General features: G+C 41.9%; 12 protein-coding genes. 5 read left to right on the top strand and 7 right to left on the bottom strand.

Annotated features, from left to right (window positions below):
- Positions 1–123: 123 nt before the first annotated feature.
- The 5 genes from KO530_RS12855 to KO530_RS12835 all read right to left on the bottom strand — a co-directional run bounded on the left by KO530_RS12855 (position 124) and on the right by KO530_RS12835 (position 6771).
- The gene (locus KO530_RS12855; RefSeq protein ID WP_216048847.1) at positions 124–1224 is read right to left on the bottom strand and encodes an adenylate/guanylate cyclase domain-containing protein; all 1101 of its coding nucleotides are present in this window, start codon (positions 1222–1224) and stop codon (positions 124–126) included.
- Between the two features lie 67 nt (positions 1225–1291).
- Positions 1292–2578: a glutamate-1-semialdehyde 2,1-aminomutase gene (gene hemL, locus KO530_RS12850; protein ID WP_216048846.1), complete on the bottom strand. Its 1287-nt coding sequence runs from the start codon at positions 2576–2578 to the stop codon at positions 1292–1294.
- Positions 2579–2586: 8 nt separating this feature from the next.
- Positions 2587–3594 carry an aspartate carbamoyltransferase gene (locus KO530_RS12845; protein ID WP_216048845.1) on the bottom strand — a complete coding sequence of 336 codons (1008 nt, stop codon included), beginning with the start codon at positions 3592–3594 and terminating at the stop codon, positions 2587–2589.
- A gap of 103 nt (positions 3595–3697) precedes the next feature.
- Entirely contained in the window at positions 3698–4123 is a 426-nt protein-coding gene (locus KO530_RS12840) for a hypothetical protein (RefSeq protein ID WP_216048844.1), read from the bottom strand.
- Entirely contained in the window at positions 4120–6771 is a 2652-nt protein-coding gene (locus KO530_RS12835) for a reprolysin-like metallopeptidase (protein ID WP_216048843.1), read from the bottom strand. Before KO530_RS12835 ends, KO530_RS12840 begins: the two co-directional genes overlap by 4 nt.
- A 406-nt stretch (positions 6772–7177) precedes the next feature.
- On the opposite strand from KO530_RS12835, the gene KO530_RS12830 reads away from it, so the two are divergent.
- Positions 7178–7615 carry a RidA family protein gene (locus tag KO530_RS12830; RefSeq protein ID WP_216048842.1) on the top strand — a complete coding sequence of 146 codons (438 nt, stop codon included), beginning with the start codon at positions 7178–7180 and terminating at the stop codon, positions 7613–7615.
- On the opposite strand, the gene KO530_RS12825 is transcribed toward KO530_RS12830, so the two are convergent.
- Positions 7612–8238: a TetR/AcrR family transcriptional regulator gene (locus tag KO530_RS12825; protein WP_216048841.1), complete on the bottom strand. Its 627-nt coding sequence runs from the start codon at positions 8236–8238 to the stop codon at positions 7612–7614. The two genes, KO530_RS12830 and KO530_RS12825, sit on opposite strands and share 4 nt — an antisense overlap.
- A gap of 160 nt (positions 8239–8398) precedes the next feature.
- On the opposite strand from KO530_RS12825, the gene KO530_RS12820 reads away from it, so the two are divergent.
- The 3 genes from KO530_RS12820 (at position 8399) to KO530_RS12810 (ending at position 13720) form a co-directional block, all read left to right on the top strand.
- Positions 8399–9562: an efflux RND transporter periplasmic adaptor subunit gene (locus KO530_RS12820; protein ID WP_216048840.1), complete on the top strand. Its 1164-nt coding sequence runs from the start codon at positions 8399–8401 to the stop codon at positions 9560–9562.
- 2 nt (positions 9563–9564) lie between these two features.
- On the top strand, positions 9565–12723 hold the full coding sequence (locus KO530_RS12815) for an efflux RND transporter permease subunit (protein ID WP_216048839.1): 3159 nt from the start codon (positions 9565–9567) through the stop codon (positions 12721–12723).
- 259 nt (positions 12724–12982) lie between these two features.
- Positions 12983–13720: a DUF2982 domain-containing protein gene (locus KO530_RS12810; RefSeq protein ID WP_216048838.1), complete on the top strand. Its 738-nt coding sequence runs from the start codon at positions 12983–12985 to the stop codon at positions 13718–13720.
- Between the two features lie 8 nt (positions 13721–13728).
- Here the strand turns inward: KO530_RS12810 and KO530_RS12805 are convergent, their stop codons facing one another.
- Complete coding sequence (locus tag KO530_RS12805) at positions 13729–16836, bottom strand: hybrid sensor histidine kinase/response regulator (protein WP_216048837.1); 3108 nt, start codon at positions 16834–16836, stop codon at positions 13729–13731.
- Positions 16837–17109: 273 nt separating this feature from the next.
- On the opposite strand from KO530_RS12805, the gene KO530_RS12800 reads away from it, so the two are divergent.
- Complete coding sequence (locus KO530_RS12800; RefSeq protein ID WP_216048836.1) at positions 17110–18231, top strand: PQQ-dependent sugar dehydrogenase; 1122 nt, start codon at positions 17110–17112, stop codon at positions 18229–18231.
- The last annotated feature ends 111 nt before the right edge of the window (positions 18232–18342 follow it).

Genomic DNA, 18342 nt, shown 5'->3' with positions numbered 1-18342 from the left:
GCTTGGAGTTTCCCATGGCCTCGTGGTTGTTTGGGTTTTCCATGGCCTAACCATGCTACGGCCTCGTAGCTGTTTGGATTTTTCCATGGCCTAAAGGCCATGCTACGGGGAAATTTGTCGGCGTTAGAGTTCTGCTGCACCGTCCCAATTTGCGGGGACTAGGGTGTTTTTTAGGGCGTGACACTGTTCTATGTGATGGGCGACCAAGTGGTCATTCGGATTTAACAAACGTGCTTTTTCGAAACAACTTAATGCTTTGTTCCATTGTTGAGACTTGCGATAATTAACCCCTTTTTCGATCCAGGGCGCGGTTTTCAATTTTAATGTCACACTTTGTTCAGGAAGGTGATTGAGTATTTCATACACTTCTACAGGATTTTTACGTCCCTTGACTCGAACCCAATCAAGCAGCCTGTAGGTAAACTTCGCTTTGGCATCTGCAGTTGCAAGTAACTGTGAGCTGACTATGATATCGGCACCCAATTTCGGTGCCAGTGATTCCAAACGGTAGGCGATATTCACACTGTCACCAATCACAGTCGTATCCATTCGATCGTCTGAGCCGACTGTGCCAATAATCACGGGCCCGAAATGAATACCTACACCTATGTTGATAGGTGGATAACCACTGTTGCTTCGGTGCTGGTTATACACGTTTAACGCATAACGCAAATCTAAAGCTGCATTAAGCGCATCTATTGCTTTATCTTGATTACTACCATTGGGATGGTCAAATAATGCCATGATCGCATCGCCAATAAATTTATCAATAAAGCCACCATTTTGATGAATAGGATCATTCATCCGCAAGAAATAGGAATTAAGAAATTTCATCAATTCTTGTGGGGTCATCTTTTCTGATAGACCGGTAAAACCGCGAATATCTGAAAACAAAATGGCTACTTCATCTTCATCTGCTCGACCAAGCTCTAAGGTATCCGAACCATGTTTAGCAAAATGTTCAACAAATTGTCGAGGTACAAACTTTTGAAAGGTTTGAGTTAGGCGAAGTGCTTCATCAGCTTTTGATAAAAACCGCTGATCCGCTTCATTGGCGCGCAAGGTACTTTGCACCTGCGTTTCCATTTGCGCGTCGGTTTGATTCGAAAGGTTAACGAGGTTTCGTTGTTTTAAGATTCGATTTAGACGCAACAATGCCACTGCCATGATGACAATAATAACCAGTAAAACTAGCGGCACAGGTTGTAAAATTTGTTCCAACATTTTTGCGTCTTTTTCTTATTTTTATGAATAACGTAATCAACCTAACACAGCATCACTTTTAAACCTATTAGGCTGTTAACTCAGCGAATACTTCTTTGGTAATTTGTAAGGTTTTTTCTACGATATCCATATCATGCATTGCCGAAACGAAACCTGCCTCATAAGATGCCGGAGCCAAATAAACCCCTCTTGATAGCATGCCATGAAAAAAGCGATTGAACATCTCAGTATCACAATTAATTGCTTGTTTATAATTGGTTACCTTATCTATGTCGGTAAAGAAAATACCAAACATGCTGCCAGCATAATTAACGGTCATCGGAACCCCATGCTCTAAAGCTATAGATTTTATGCCTTCCGCTAAGGTTTTGGTTGCTAGGCTCAGTCGGTCGTATAGACCAGCCTCTTGAATTTGTGTTAGTGATGCTAACCCGGCTGCCATGGCAATAGGATTGCCGGATAAAGTACCTGCCTGATAGACAGGGCCTGTCGGTGCGATTTGTTGCATAATTTCAGCTTTACCACCAAATGCCCCTACAGGCATGCCACCACCGATAACCTTGCCTAAACAGGTCAAGTCAGGAACAATAGAATATAGCTCTTGTGCACCACCACGGCTGACTCTGAAACCGGTCATAACTTCATCAAAAATCAAAACACTTTGATATTGGTCACAAATGTCTCTCAGACCCTGTAAAAATCCATCAACGGGCGGGATACAGTTCATATTGCCCGCAACTGGTTCAACAATAATACAAGCAATATCATCACCAAATTCAGCAAACGCCTGTTTCACACTATCAATATTGTTAAATTCCATGGTCAAGGTATGTTTTGCCACATCCGCAGGTACACCTGGAGAGCTTGGAACACCCATTGTCAGTGCACCAGAGCCGGCTTTCACTAACAGCGAGTCTGCGTGTCCGTGATAACAACCTTCAAATTTAAGAATTTTATTTTTGCCAGTTACGCCTCGGGCTAAACGAATAGCACTCATGGTTGCTTCTGTGCCTGAGTTGACCATTCGTAGCATTTCCATTGACGGAACTAGTTTATTAACCAATTCAGCCATGGTCACTTCAGATTCTGTGGGCGCTCCAAAACTAAGGCCATTTTCAGCTGCATTAATAACTGCTTGACGAATTTTAGGGTTGTTGTGACCTAGCACCATTGGACCCCAAGATTGCACATAATCGATATATTGCTTGCCATCAGCATCGTAAATATAAGGACCATCGGCTTTAACGATGAATGGTGGAGTGCCACCAACGGCTTTAAATGCTCTGACTGGGGAATTGACGCCACCAGGGATATGTTTTTGTGCTTGCTCGAACAATTGTTGTGATTTTTGCATGTAATTTATTATCTCTTTGAACTATACCAATGAACGTCACGATCGTATTTTGAAACTAACTTTTCTACCCCAAGGGTCAGTGCAAAAAGCGCCATTCTAACTAATACGCCGTTATCTGCTTGTCTGAAAATGGCCAAATTGGGGTGTAAATTAAGGTCATTGTCCAACTCATTCGCGTCGGCTCGTGAGTCTCTTGGGAGTGGGTGCATTATGACTGTTTTAGATTGGAAGTGTTTAGTATAAATGGTTTGGTTTAAACGAAATTTTCCGCGATATTTATTTGCTTCTGCTTGTGTTTCAAAACGCTCTTCTTGAATGCGAGTTTGATAACAAATGTCGGCATCCACACTGCCTTCGAGTTGATCGGTTATTTTAACCTTGTGGCCTGCGCTGCGAATCACATCCAATATTGACTCTGGCATCGCCAACTCTTTAGGTGAAATAAGTGTGAAACGTACGTTATTAAATAAACTCAATAGCTTAGATAACGAATGCACAGTTCGACCATATTTTAAATCACCAATCATAGCGATATGAATACCGTCAATTTGCCCACCATGATATTGCTGTTCTTTGCTAATAGTATATAAATCTAACAGTGCTTGAGTGGGATGTTCATTCGCGCCATCACCGCCATTAATCACCGGCACGCGGCTGCCTTCAGCAAATTCAGATACTGAACCTGATTGCGGGTGACGCATGGTAATAATATCGGAATACCCGCTTAATACTCTGGCTGTGTCGAACAACGATTCACCTTTGGCTAGCGCCGAACTGCTCATACCGGTGGTTTCACGCACCTCACCACCGAGTAGATTGAATGCCGTACCAAAGCTAACACGGGTTCGCGTGCTCGCTTCAAAAAATAAGTTTCCCAAAATAGCTCCGTCCAACACTTTTGTGCGTTTTTGGCGAAGCGCGTAGGGTGTCATCTTATCAGCTACATCGAATATCGCCTGAATAGAATCACGGTCGAATTGATTGACTGAAAGAATGTGCTGACCTTCAAAATTCATCGCATACCCTTATGTTTAATGACAGGAAAAATGATTAGGTTGAGAATAGCGCTTATCCTGTTGCTGGCTCGAGAGTCTATCAAAAAATTGCTGTCGGATAATCTTATTTCTGATTATTTTTATGAAATGATTGGCAGCCTTTCAAGACAATCAAATTGTAGGTTGTGGCATAGTTTTTAAGGGCTTTCCTAGTTTCGGTACTTTCACCTATTGCTAAAGTGTCACCGCTACCAGAGAGGTACTTAATTCCACACTGCTGTTGCAAAACCTCCAGAGGATAGAGGTTCATATCTACCCCTGGGAAGCTAATAACTTTGTTAGTAAAGGCCAATAATTTGAAGTTTTGCTGAGCAACTGCTGCGTCGCCATCAATTACTGCTTGTTGTGTTGAAGTTAACGTAGCGAGTGACTCCGTTTGGGTGTCAGATTCGATAATTGGCGACTTTGTCACACTACTGACCTTTTCAGTTATGCAGCCAGATGTGCTAATCATTAGCAATGCCGCAGCGCTCATTTTTAGATTACTCATTTGGCACAACACGCGCAGCGGCGCCCTCTCAACCTTGCAGCCGCTAGTAACATTAGCAACCAACCGAAACTACCACCGCCAGAGCTATCATCCGGTGTTGGCAGTGGCGTGGGTGTAAGCACTTCTTGGTTAACGGTAATACTAATGGTTGCAGAATCAGTGGCAAAGCTAGGATCTTCAATTCGATAAATAATACTGTCACTACCAAAATAACCATTGGCAGGAGTATAACTGACTTGCCCATTATTGATACTGACCCGTCCTGAGCCTACATAAGTGACTTCAGAAATAATTAACGAATCTTGATCCGCATCTGTGTCGTTACTTAATACATCAATGTTAATCGTCCCTGAATCTTGGTCAATTGTGATACTGTCATTCACCGCTACAGGGGCGTCATTGACGGCTTCTATTTGCACCGTAAATGGGAAAACATTGCTATCACTAACACCATCATTAACCGAAATATTGACGATTAAACTTCCTGAAAAGTCAGGGTTTGGTGAGACGCTAGTTTCGTTTGCTACGTAGTTTGCCCCTGGTGACACATCCAAACTGAAGTTGGATGGATAGCTTGAATCCGGATCATCAACTAACAAGTCAGCAAAGCTAATCACAAAACTTGTATCTTCTAATTCGGTTCGCTCGATTTGTCCTGTAATCAAAGGAGCGACAGGATCACTGCCGGGCACTATTTCAAAACTGCCAGGATTCACCGCGTAAAACACATTATCAGAACACCTTACTTTTATGCGGGCGCTGCTTGTACTGGTGCTAGGAGAGGTGACATTTTGTTGACCATCGTTTGCTGTATTGGCCAATAAAGTCGACTCGAAAACGTTATCGCCATCAGCATCAAGCAATATATCCACTGCGGAACATGAAATTGGAGCGCTATTTGTGCCGGCAACCTGCCAATCAACTAGGTGGCTTTGCCCGCCAATCCAACGGGCGTCGGCAATAGGTGTTGTCACCGAAAAAGGAGTATCAGTAGGCTCTACATTGATATTCGCAAATTGCGTAATCACGCCGCCATTTCCATCTCGAACTAAAAGCTCAAATGTGAGTGCGCGCTCGGTGGTGGGGTAGGCTTCGCCAAAGCCAATTGAGTCATTCAGCACTTGACTAATTTGTGGAAAATAGCGACTCGATGCGTCAGAAGGTGGGTAGGAACGAAATAATGGGTTAAATCCATTGTCTTCAGACATTTCTTGCACTGATTCAGTGGCACCGTCAAAACCGCCTGGATTCACTTGATCCCAACTATATGTCAACAAATCATTATCGCTGTCGGTGGCTTGAGCGGTCAAAACGAAAGGGGTATTTGCTGGTATGCTGTGATTGATTTCAGAGCTACTGATAATCGGAATCACATTGCCATTGGTTTCTGTCGAACCACAATTTCTACGACTTAACAGTGATTGAATTTGTTCCACCGAAAAACTGTGAAAATAATCGTCAGAATCGTTTTGTATATTTTGGCTAGAGCATAGACCTGCATATGACATTATAGTCGAACCGCTGCCAGGTTCGACGGCAGCATTTCTGGAGCGTTGGTCTTCACTGCAGCCAGCGGCGTTGGATGCGTTAAACGTATGTTCTGCACCTAACTGGTGGCCAAATTCATGAATGACTAATTGAGTATAAAAGCTCTCGCCAAAGGGTCTGTTGCTACCAGTTTGTCCTCGGGCTTTAAAGTCCTCAATACAAATACTTTGGATAGTTGCCAAGCCACCTGAGTCGGTATTCAATACATGACCAATATCGTAGTTGTCTGGGCCAATCAGATCATCGATAACGATTTGATTGGCTTCTAAATCATCACTTGCATCATTTACGAAGGGGTCGGTACTGCTATCGGTATAGATAATTCTGTCATTGTTCGCCACAAGCTCAAATTGGATTGCCAAGTCAGTTAATAGAATTTGATTAATCCGATTGATGAGTTTTGCTAATTCGGCAATGGTGCCAGCTTCGCCTCCATTTGCCGCGGTATATTCTCCGCTGGTACTAATCGCTATTCGATAAGTTGTGATAGCGTTTCCATTCGCCCGAGCAGCATCTGGGTCTAAAGATGTCGCTTTTTTTGACACAGTTTTGATGGTTGCTGGTAGGGTTAAGTAATCTTGTTGCTGAGCCAGTTGCGACTTTTGCTGTTCAGGGGTGATTTCATCTTTCACCCAGTAACTAACATAATCTAGAGTGTTACCTAGTTTATCAAACGTCAGAATTGCCCATTGTGTATCGATTTTAAACATTGCCGATAATCCGTCCGGAGAAAGATCAAATCGGCCCTTATCTTGTGGATTATTGACGTTGTAGCCAGTAAACGAGCGGACCAATGGGAATTTCTCTGCCAGAGGTTCGGCCATTACTCGAACTTGCTGTAATTTGAAGATAAGGTAATCACCCTCGGGAGTGGGGACCGAGAGTTCAAATTCAGATGTTTGATTGTTTATCAGCGAAGTGAATTCAATAGGATTGATCGTCAGCTCGTTTCCAGTTGCGACGGTTTGCCTGTATCGGGCATCAATTTTAGTTGTAGTCTTTGACTGTTGCCACAATGGGAATTCTTGAGCTTGTGCCAAAGGCAGTAAACAAATACTGGCGAAAAAGAACGCAATGTAGATACGGATATTAATTGTCATTAAAGTACCACTTTTAACCTAAATGTTAACTTAGTTAAGTGTGGCATAGCACAGTGCCACCAAACTATTTTAGTCTCAAATACTGATTAACCCTGAAAATAACTTACTTTTACATTCAGCAAAACGCCCACCCAAGGCAATCAGACGGAAAGGCAGCTTAGCCAGTTAATCTAATTAAATACGTAATCTAGCGTATTTAGATTTATCTTTCTTGAACCGATTTTTGGGTTGTGGGAGACTCGATGGTGAGCTTCGTTAAAACCAACAAAAAAGCAGCTCTTAGGCAAACGGATATATGCAAATATCAGGCTGTTTGTATCTATCACAGCTTAGCATGTCAAAGTTTCGGATTGCTTAATAATCCTCAACAATACAACTAAAAAATCGTGAAAAGGAAAACTTAGATATGTTTAAAGTGACTAAAATCGGGATATTAAGTTTACTATCGTGCACTCTTTTTAATAGTTTTGCTGAGGTTAAGTATTACCCTTCAGCAAATGAAAATATGCCTTTTTCTCAAGCTACCCAAGTTGATAATATCGTATATTTGTCCGGTCAAATTGCGAATGACGAAAATGGTAAACTGGCTGACAATATCACTGACCAATCTCACCAAGTAATGAAAAACATTGATGCCACATTGAAGGGGATCGGTTTGACTATGGATGATGTGTTTAAATGTACAGTAATGATTGAAGATATCGAAAAATGGAGTGACTTCAACAAAGTTTATGTGACTTATTTTAATCCTAAAAAATTGCCATCCCGCAGCGCTTTTGGAGCTGATGGGTTAGCCATGGGATCGATGTTAGAGTTAGAGTGCTGGGCTTATGCGAATAATTAGTTTTCAGCTCTGATCATCTGAATGATATGGGTAACCGTTCGCGTCACTAATTCAGTTTGCTTAGCTTCTGACTTAGTAAAGGGTAAACCCAACAAGCTGGATAAGTAAAAATCACCTTTTAGCATATTAAAAAATGTGTAGGCCCAATATTCAGCGTTAGCTTTGTCTAATTTTAGGTGTACATTTTGTTGAAAAAATTCGCGTAAAATTTCGATTCCGTGCTGTGGACCTGCGATATAAAACAGTTCTGCTACACGAGGATTGGTAGTGATCTCACCGATTACTACTCTATGCATGGCGATAGACTGCTCATCTTGTAACAAGTTAATTATCTGGTTGCCATAGGTTAGTAACGCTTCAGTGGGATCCTGCTCAACATCCCGCATATGTTCTTCGCCCAATTGATATTGGGCGCATTTGTATGCAATAACCGATGTGAACAATGCATCTTTATTGCTGAAATGAGAGTAGACCGTTTGCTTAGACACTTCCGCTTTTTTAGCCACTTGGTCCATTGACGTAGAAGAAAATCCCTGACTTAGAAATAAATCGCTTGCCGCCAAGAGAATATTAACGCGCTTCTCTTCGCTTTTAGGTCTGCCAACTTTTGTCTGTACTTTCATACAATTAGACTTTACTTCGGATTTCGATTGCGACACTTTTTTACTCTTGTTTAAATTAAAAGTTAATTACTAAACTGGACGGTCTAGTATTTATATATTAATCTCTATAGTAATACAAAACCGTGTTAGACAAAATAACAATCTTAAGTAGGCTTGATCAGTGAATAAACCATCGTTTAAATCATTACTAATTCCCATCGCAATTATATTGCCACTCATGGCTGTGGTGGGATTAATGATCGCTGCAGGTTCTGGGCAGGTTACTGCACCGCCCTCAGAAGCAAAAATACATCAGGTGGAAGTGGTTAAACTTTCACCCCAAGATAACTATCAACAACAGCAATTAGCTTATGGCCGGTTGGAATCTGCAAACCTATCAAATTTAGGGTTTGAACTAGCCGGAAAAGTGCAGCAAATTTGGGTGGATGAAGGTGATCACATTGTTGCTGGGCAACTGATTGCTAAGCTCGATACCAAGCGACTTGATGCGTCTATGAAAGAGCTAGAAGCGGCGTTGCAATCTGCTAAGTCAGATTTGCGCTTAGCCAAACAGTCACAACAACGGGTGACTGAACTGGTGAGTAGGAATTTAGAGTCTACCCAACGGTTGAATGAAGTTGATGAAAGCACGCAAGTGGCCAAGGCGCTGGTTGAACAAACTCAAGCACGGATTAATACGTTGTTGGTGGAACTTGAAAAGTCCGAATTAAAGGCATCTTTTGAGGGCACTATCGTATCCAGACCCATTGACCCTTCAACAGTGGTCAGTGCCGGTCAGCCAGTGGTGGTGGTACAACAATCTTCAGCTTATGATGCGCGAATCGCGTTATCCAGTGATCAAGCATTCGGATTAACGGTCGGCCAAAAACACAGGTTAATTGCTAATGGCATCAATTTGTCTGGGGTCATTAAATCTATCGCTAAAACCAGACAAATGGATACCCGCACGATAGATGTTATTTTTTCCATCGAACCTAATCAACATCCTTTGTTGCCGGGGGATTTAATTGCATTGACCTATAGTAAGCAAGTTGATGAATCTGGAGTCTGGGTGCCTAAACAAGCGCTCAGTAGCGGTATTCGCGGCTTATGGACATTGTTTACTGTACAAGGTAAAGGGCAACAAACGGTTACTTCTCGTTCTGTTGAAGTGTTATTTGCTGGTCAGACACACAGCTATGTGCGTGGCCCCCTGAGTGCGAATGATTGGATGGTTGTAAGTGGTGCGCATCGGCTCGTTCCCGGGCAAATTGTGAATGCTGTTGAAGCGCAAACATCTGCCAGTGAAGAGCGCGAATTGGCTTCTCATCAAGGTAAGCTGTAATTATGGGACATAATTCGCCTAACAATATTATTAGACCTTGGTACACCCAGTTTTTTAGTAATGGTCACTTATTAGCACTCACTATCATTATTTTATTAGTGGCTGGAATTTCCGCTATTACCTCGTTGCCACGACTTGAAGATCCTCGTATTGATACACGAAACGTGTTGGTTATTACCCCTTATCCTGGCGCATCTGCCGAGCGGGTAGAAGCCTTAGTGAGTGATGTGCTTGAAGATGAGCTGCGTCAGCTATTCGAAATTAAAGAAATTAATTCCACCTCTCGAGCCGGTATTTCAGTTATCAGTATTGAACTTCAGGCATGGGTAGATAACAGTAATAATGAACAGATATTTTCAAAAATTCGCGACAGTATAGCCGATGCCAGTCAGCTATTTCCTGCTGGAGCGGGGGAACCGGAGCTAGATGAAAAGCGCGGCGCAACATCCTTTACGTTGCTAGTTGCGTTGGGGTCGCCTGAAGGTTATCAAACGCCGATGTCAATCTTGAGTCGTATGAGCGATGAAGTTGCCGACCGACTCAGAAACGTGCCTGGAACCGAGCTTGTTAGGATATACGGTGAGTTAGACGAAGAAATTGTCGTTGAAGTTGATCCTCATAAATTGTCTGGTGTGGGATTAACGGTTCCACAAGTCAGTCAACTCATTGCAAACGCAGATCCGAAGTTGCCTGCTGGGGTTGTGCGAACCAATAGTCAAAATATTCGTATTCAAGTTGCGCAAGAATTGGCAAGCTTAGATGTGATTCGTAATATTCCATTGTCAGTATCAGCGAATGGACAGTTTTTGCGGGTGCAGGATGTCGCCAAAGTATACCGAGGATGGCAAGATCCTCCCAATGATATTGCCTTGGTTAACGGCCAGCAAAAAGTCTTTGTTGCGGCGCGAATGCAATCTACTGTGCGCGTAGATAACTGGACAAAAAGCAGTAAAGAAGCCCTCGAAGATTTTAATTCACTGTATCAAGGTAGCGTTGCAGCGGATATTATTTATGAACAGAATCAATATACTGAATCTAGGCTGTTAGATCTCACTCAAAACCTGTTGATGGGGTGTTTGGTAGTGATGGTTGTGGTGTTTCTGTTCATGGGCTTTCGCTCTGCTTGGATTGTCGGCATCTCCTTACCTCTTAGTGCCGCTTTTACACTTTTTTCGCTAAACTTTTTCAATGAACAAATTCATCAAATGTCGATATTTGGCATTATTATCGCTATTGGTTTATTGATAGATAACGCCATTGTAATTACCGACGAAATTCGGGCAAATTTATTAGATCGGCAGAATTCCCGATTAGATGCATTGGTGAAAAGTGTTCAGCACCTGTTTAGTCCGCTTTTAGCCTCCACATTGACCACAATTTTAGGCTTTATGCCAATCTTTTTGCTACCCGGCAATATTGGTGATTTCATAAGCTCTATTGCGATTAGCGTCGTGATGGCATTAATCGGTTCGTTGATTATCTCACTCACTGTTATTGCGTCATTGGCAGCTCGTTTTTTACCTAGACCAGATTCCGAAATGCGGCCGCAGGCTTGGTATCAAGGCGGGATTCAATTCAAAGAGCTTACTGATTGGTATAAAAATACTATTAGTAAAGCGATTAAACGCCCTATTCTTTGGCTATTGTTAACCACTGCATTACCTATTTCAGGATTTATTTTAGCTGGGCAGTTAGGGAATGTCTTTTTCCCCAGTGCAGATCGAGATCAATTTGAAATCCAAATGTGGTTACCTGAAGGTAGCTCGTTAAACACTACAGAAACTGTCGCTAAACAGATGGATGAGCATATTCGTTCACACCAAGGTGTGAATCAAGTTACTTGGTTAGTAGGCGCATCTACACCTTCAATTTATTACAATCAGGTGATGAAACGAGATAATACAGCTCACTTTGCGCAAGCGGTCGTGACTACTGATTCGGTTTCATCAGCAGCCGCGCTGATTTCTGAATTGCAACTGAGTTTAGATGAGGAGTTTCCTCAGGCAAGGGTTGTAGTCAAAGCGTTTGGCCAAGGACCGCCCATTTCCGCGCCTATTGGAGTTGAAATATACGGTCCAGATTTAGCTGTTATCGAAGAATTGGGCCAGCAGGTGCGATTGGTTATGTCACAAATACCGGGGATCACCAATAGTATTGCCACTATCACCCTTGGCGAACCTGAGTTTATCTTAGATGTAACCCGCAATGAGTCGGCTTTAGCCGGATTATCGTTAAATGATATTGCCAGCCAGCTTCAAGCTTCATTGGATGGCCAAGTTGGAGGTTCGATTTTAGAAGGTACCGAAGAAATACCGATTCGAATTAGACTGCCAGAATCGCAACGCAATAATATTGATAGTTTAAATGCTATTCCGTTATTAACTAACACATTAACAAATCAACAACGGTGGGTACCCGTGTCAGCGCTAGGGGAATTCAAGTTCACCTCTACGATTGCTGGAATTACCAGAAAAAATGGCGAAAGAGTTAATATCATCGAAGGGTATTTGATGCCTAATGCCACTGCTGTTGACGCGAGTAAGTTGTTACAAGTCAAACTGGCTGAGTCAGGATTTGAATTACCCAAGGGCTATCGAATCAAATTGGCTGGGGATGCTGATGAGCAGCAAGAAGCTTTAGGACTCTTAGCCGCTTATGCGCCAGTATTGTTGGTGCTGATGATAACCACCCTTATTTTAACCTTTAGAAGTGTCAAACTTGCAGCCTTAATCGCCTCTGTGGCAGTTCTATCCGTGGGGTTAGGAATGTTCAGTTTATGGTTATCAGGTTTACCCATTGGCTTTAACCCGTTGCTCGGCAGTGCTGGGCTAATTGGGGTGGCAATAAATGGTTCAATTGTAGTTATAGCCTCTATCAATGCTAATCCTGCAGCGAAACTCGGCGATATTGACGCTATTGTAAAAGAGACCATGAGCTGTAGTCGCCATATCCTTTCCACCACCTTTACAACAGTGGGTGGCTTTATCCCATTATTAATTTTTAGTGAAGGGAGCTTTTGGCCGCCGCTTGCTGTTGTGTTGGCCGGAGGTGTCGGTTTTTCGGTAATACTCTCATTAATTTATACTCCCATAGTAGCCGCTCGTTTAGCTATTCGCAGAGGAAGAAAATTTGCGCTAGAAACTGCCGCTATGGCTACCTAGTACAACCAGTGGATTCAACTGCTCGTTTTAGATGCAGGACTTACAGTTAAGGCTGAGTATCTTAAAGCGCATAGCTATAACTTGTTTATTGCTGCTTTTAATTCGTCTAAACTGCGGTATTGGTGCTGAAGTTACCGGATGTGATGGCAATGAACTATGCTTAAAACAATTAAACGATTGTTTCATACAGATTGTGTTTTCTGCCAACGGTTAAGGCTGATTATCCTATGGGGTGTAATTATGATGGTAGTGTATTTTTATGTCTGGCAGTGAAAAAACTAAACGAGATATTACTGACATCGAGGCACCTTTCGAGAGTGAGCTGCACAGTATTAAAATAAAAGGAGTGGCAAAACGAAATGGTTTAACCACTTTTTTAATTGGTTTAGTCGCCTTGTTTGTGGCGATTATGTTATTGGCTTTTCTGCCGCATTCGCTTTATTTAGTCGGCGTTTTTGCGCTAAGTGCCTCCATCGTCACTATGCTCATCGGTTGGTTTAAAGTTCGTGAGCCAGTGCACAGTATTGAGCTCACTAAAACCCATATTTTGTACCATCATCGACATGGTAAATGGTCATTAGAATGGTCAAACATTCAGCGTATCGATGTACCAAAAGTTAGCCATGGTTTAGAACAAATAAACTTAGGAATGGTGGGGATTAAGATTAAACAATATGAGCCACTTCTGAGCTCCATTTCCCCTCGTTTAGCAACTAATTTACTGCTAGAACAACGGCCTTTGCTACTGCAAAATAACCAGTGCGTTGGAGGCGGTTGTTATAGTAATACATTAATTGAAAACGATACGTTCAAAACTCCCGAAGGTAAAATCATTAAAGGCATACCAGCAATGTTAGCCAATCGAATGACCAAATTGAGAGCTGGCTTAGGTTTTGATGTGTTTATTTCAGTGGGAGAACTGGACCGCAGCAGTGAAGACTTTGTTGTTTTATTAAGAGATTGCCTGTCTAGTGTCAATAGCACTTTTCCTGACTAACACTTCTTTTATGCGAACGCTTCACTGTCGGTTATGACATTCTTTGCCTCTTGGATTAACGACGGAAGTCGCAATTTCACAATACTAAATTCATCTAGTTTTATGGCCGTTTCTAATTCATCACACAAATCCAACAGCATCGGGACACCGGTATATAAACATGCACCATGTAGTTTGTGAACAAGCTGCTTTAGGGTTTGTTTATCGGTTATCTTCCAAGCATCTTCTATTTGTGTAATTAAGTCAGGTAACTCTGCAACAAATGCACTTAGCATATCTTTTGCGGCAGCCTCGTCTTGGTTTGCAATTTTTAGTGCCATAGACCAATCGACGGAAGAACATTCAGTTGCTGAACTAGAGGTATTACACCAGCGTTTTATCAATACAATCAAATCTTCTAAATCAAGGGGCTTAGGCAGGTAATCGTCCATACCTGAGGCCAGTAATCTGTCTTGTTCTTCTTTGAGAGCATGTGCGGTAACCGCTATGATCGGAGTGCCTAAATTCAACTGGCTTTTACGAATTAAGCGAGACGCCTGCAATCCATCCATAATTGGCATTTGCACATCCATTAAAATAATATCGAAATCTTCCTGATTACATAAATTAACGGCCTCTTCACCACTGTAGGCAAGGCTTAATTCTAGGTGTGAGGGGTTTAACCAGGTGCTTAATAAACGCAGATTCATTTCCATATCATCAACCGCAAGTATTTTGACTTTTGGTAATTCAAGTAAGTTTTGCTGTATCTGATTATGGTGTGACTCGATCGGCGTTTGCGTCAAACTGGCCAGTTTATTCAGGGTTAAAGGGAGACGAAGTTGTGTGGGTTTGGTTACCTGATGAGACTCATCGAAAGAAATACCGTCGCCCGAATAGAGAATTATAAGATTGGAAATTCTAACATTCGTCAATTGAGTCAAAATGTCTACATGCGTGGTTAAGTAGCTTTCTGGAAGGCAGACGAACAGACTGTCATAATCTTGTTTTGTAGTGACAAACTCTTTGATACTGTGGGCTAGCGTGACTTTTGCTCCGGTATTTTCTAACATCTTAGACGCTGAGTTTGTAGTGAGCGCATCGGTATCTAAAAGCAATACTTTTTTCTCCGCCCAGCCAATGTTGCGAGCAAACTGCTCTGATTTGTCCAATATTTTGGTACTAATAGTGACGCGAAAACAACTGCCTTTTCCGGGATCACTGGTTAGCGTGATTTTGCCGCCCATCAAATGCACTAACTGTTGACAGATCACCAATCCTAAACCTGTGCCTTGATACGTTCGGCTGGTGGAGTCTTCAATTTGCGAAAATGCGTTAAATAGCTTTTTGCGATCGTCTTGGCTAATACCTATGCCGGTGTCTTCGACATTAAAATTTAGCTCGTACATGTTGTTAGGTAATAACTTACCGGTCACTAGAAGGCTAATATGACCACTGGGAGTAAACTTTAATGCATTGCCTAACAAGTTGGTTAAAATCTGTTTGATTCGCTGTGCATCTCCCTCGAGTTGCTCAGGCAAGGGGGTTAACTCATAAATGAATTCCAACTTCTTATTATGTGCAGATCTGGCCATTACGCTAACCATCTCTTCTAAGACATCATTTGGACAGAAGGGTTGATTATGTAATTGCAATTTACCCGCTTCTATTTTCGATACATCTAATACGTCGTTGACAATATTCAACAAGGTATCGGCAGCAGAATTAATAATCCTCACATGCTCTTGTTTATCAACGGGTAACGGTGTGTGAATCAGTTCTTTGCTGAACCCTAGAATCGCATTCAATGGGGTGCGAATTTCATGGCTCATATTAGCGAGAAACTGAGATTTTATGGTGCTGGCGTTAATCGCATCTTTTCTGGCGATATCTAGACGGGCATTTTGTTCTTCTATGAACTCCATGTTATTGCGTAAATCATTAGTAGCTTGTTGAATCTCGCGTTCCAATTGATTATGACTTTTATCCATCATCGCAATTGAAAATAACCCAGCTTGGATAAACAAACCAACATGCAGACAGTAAGTGGTGAACATATTGGTAGGCAAAAAGCCGGTTAAGCTGGTCATACTGACCAGTGCGCTTACAATGAGTACTAACCAAGCTGCTATGAAGTATCGCGCTGGATTAAATTTATTCGAATAACTTTCTATCCCCGCGACTAAAAAACTGGCGATAGCAAAAAACGTTACCAGATATACAATGGCATTTTGCCAAGCAGCAGGGAACAAACTAATTAAGGAGCAGAACCCCATGGTGACCAGCACGCCAATATTGGTTTTGATAAAAGGAGCTGTTTTGAATGCCGTTCGTTTGGCCTCTAAAAACATGTAAGTGAAGATGCCTGATGCTATCCCGACCAGCACGAATATTAAATCCATATGGCTGGTTAGCCACAATGTTGCTTCATAAGGAAACAATAAAATTGAGTGCCCACCCCAAACAAACTGCCAAGTAATCACAGCCAGAATATAACCAACAAAGGCTAATAAGCTTAGCTCTCTATTGATTAAATATAAGATTAAGTTGTATAAGGCTAAAATTAATAAACCGCCATAAAATAGGCCCCAAATCAAGTTATCCCAAAACACCATTCGCATATATTTTTCGTATGGTTGAATGTCCAATGGGGCAATAACTTGCATGCTTTTGGATTCGATTCGGACATAGAGATCGACTGGAGTCGCTAGTGGCAGATTGACTTTAAAAGCAGGAAAGCGACTAAATTGGGCGCTGGATAATTTCCCCTGTTTATTTGAAGCAATGAGTTCGTCACCTGCAAATAAATAGAAATCCGCTCGGTCCATGTGCGCAAAACCAATATCAATCACCCACTCTTGTATGTCACTAACACGATTTAAGCTGGTGCGTAACCATAGACCGCCAGTATGAATGCCGTAATTAGGATTAGATGAAGAGTGCCATATAAATTCGTTTCTGCGCTGACGTACGTCATCTATGCTTAGTTGGATATCTGTTTCTGCTAGTACTTTAACTTTATCTGATAGATGGGTGGTTTCTTCATTGTTTATTAACTGCAAAGTTGACTGCGCAAAGGCTGGTAGTCCAATGGTAATTAGAAATAGTCCCAAAACTAAGCTTTTTAGCAGATGCATGATGAGTCATTTCTTCCAAGTGATTGAAAAGCGTAAATATCATTAAACCCTTTGGCATCAGGTTTTTCAATTCTAAAATGTTCAGTTTGGCAACTAACTGACGAATTGGCGTAATAGTTTAGTAACCAGATTAAACAATTTCACTCCAGTGGATGCAGAATGCCTAGTTTATCTTCTATTTCATCGCAACACTCAGAAAATATGGACTAAAGACGGACAAAAACGCGTATAGTTAAAATGATTAATTGCATTACACCATTTAAGGATTTTCAGATGAAAAATATAAACCGCGGATTGACATTATTTTGTGCAGTTTTGTATTCAACGTGGGGATACTCTTTGCCGTTGGAAAAACTTACTCTGCCTGATGGTTTCAAAATTGAAGTGTATGCAGAAGACGTGAGTAATGCTCGCCAAATGGCATTAGGCAAAACTGGCATCGTTTATGTTGGGAGTCGCGCAGAAGGTAAAGTGCATGCTGTAGTGGATACCGATAAAGATGGTACTGCAGATAAAGTTGTCGTGGTTGCAGAAAATTTAACTATGCCTAGCGGTATTGCCTATAAAGATGGCGATTTGTACGTTGCGGCTGTTAGCGAAGTACTCAAGTTCGAAAATATCGATGAAGTCTATGCCAATTCACCAAAAGGGGAAGTGGTAATTAGTGGCTTGCCTACAGAAACCCATCACGGTTGGAAGTATATTGATTTTGGCCCTGATGGTTGGTTGTATGTGCCTGTCGGAGCGCCATGCAATATATGTCAAACGGAAGGGGACGGTAAGTTCGACGACCCTAGATTCGCTAGTATTCTCAAGTTTGATTTAGCCAGCGGTGAAATGAAATGGGTTGCTAAGGGCGTCAGAAACACAGTGGGCTTCGATTGGCAACCTGACAGCAAGGAATTGTGGTTTAGTGACAATGGACGAGATTGGATGGGCGATGATCTTCCACCATGTGAAATCAACCGAGTAAGCGCAGATGATCAGCACTTTGGTTATCCTTACATTCATGCTGGAGATATCAATGACCCAGAGTTTGGAGCCGGCAAAAACCCAGACGATTACACAAAGCCAGAACTTAAACTCGGCGCTCATGTAGCTCCTTTGGGTGTGCATTTTTATCAAGGTGGGCAATTTCCAGCGGAATACAATAAGTCACTATTTGTCGCTGAACACGGTTCTTGGAATAGAACTAAAAAGTCCGGTTATAAAGTAATGAGAGCCAATTTTAATGGTAATGAAATTGGTACCTATGAGACCTTTATTGAAGGGTTTTTAAACCCAGATGATACGGTTTGGGGTCGTCCTGTTGCTTTCTTGGTTTTGCCAGATGGTAGCATGTTAATATCGGATGATTTCGCTAACGCGATTTATAAGGTAACCTATCAGAAGTAAACAGTTTGGCGAATCTTGTGAAAACGATAACAGCTAAAGTGTTATTCATTGACAGCGTTGCCCGAAAAGGGCGCTAAAAAAACAATAATAATAACGACGAAGAATAGCCAG

The sequence above is a fragment of the Aliiglaciecola lipolytica genome, from assembly GCF_018860635.1.
GTDB lineage: Bacteria > Pseudomonadota > Gammaproteobacteria > Enterobacterales > Alteromonadaceae > Aliiglaciecola > Aliiglaciecola lipolytica_A.
Note: the sequence above shows the minus strand (reverse complement) of the source record. Positions and strands in the feature narration are given on the sequence as shown.

Coding starts and splice junctions, on each gene's coding strand:
- KO530_RS12855 (WP_216048847.1), bottom strand. CDS start 1,224: ATGTTGGAACAAATTTTACAACCTGTGCCGCTAGTTTTACTGGTTATT.
- hemL (WP_216048846.1), bottom strand. CDS start 2,578: ATGCAAAAATCACAACAATTGTTCGAGCAAGCACAAAAACATATCCCT.
- KO530_RS12800 (WP_216048836.1), top strand. CDS start 17,110: ATGAAAAATATAAACCGCGGATTGACATTATTTTGTGCAGTTTTGTAT.
- KO530_RS12810 (WP_216048838.1), top strand. CDS start 12,983: ATGTCTGGCAGTGAAAAAACTAAACGAGATATTACTGACATCGAGGCA.
- KO530_RS12825 (WP_216048841.1), bottom strand. CDS start 8,238: ATGAAAGTACAGACAAAAGTTGGCAGACCTAAAAGCGAAGAGAAGCGC.
- KO530_RS12830 (WP_216048842.1), top strand. CDS start 7,178: ATGTTTAAAGTGACTAAAATCGGGATATTAAGTTTACTATCGTGCACT.
- KO530_RS12835 (WP_216048843.1), bottom strand. CDS start 6,771: ATGACAATTAATATCCGTATCTACATTGCGTTCTTTTTCGCCAGTATT.
- KO530_RS12815 (WP_216048839.1), top strand. CDS start 9,565: ATGGGACATAATTCGCCTAACAATATTATTAGACCTTGGTACACCCAG.
- KO530_RS12840 (WP_216048844.1), bottom strand. CDS start 4,123: ATGAGTAATCTAAAAATGAGCGCTGCGGCATTGCTAATGATTAGCACA.
- KO530_RS12845 (WP_216048845.1), bottom strand. CDS start 3,594: ATGAATTTTGAAGGTCAGCACATTCTTTCAGTCAATCAATTCGACCGT.
- KO530_RS12805 (WP_216048837.1), bottom strand. CDS start 16,836: ATGCATCTGCTAAAAAGCTTAGTTTTGGGACTATTTCTAATTACCATT.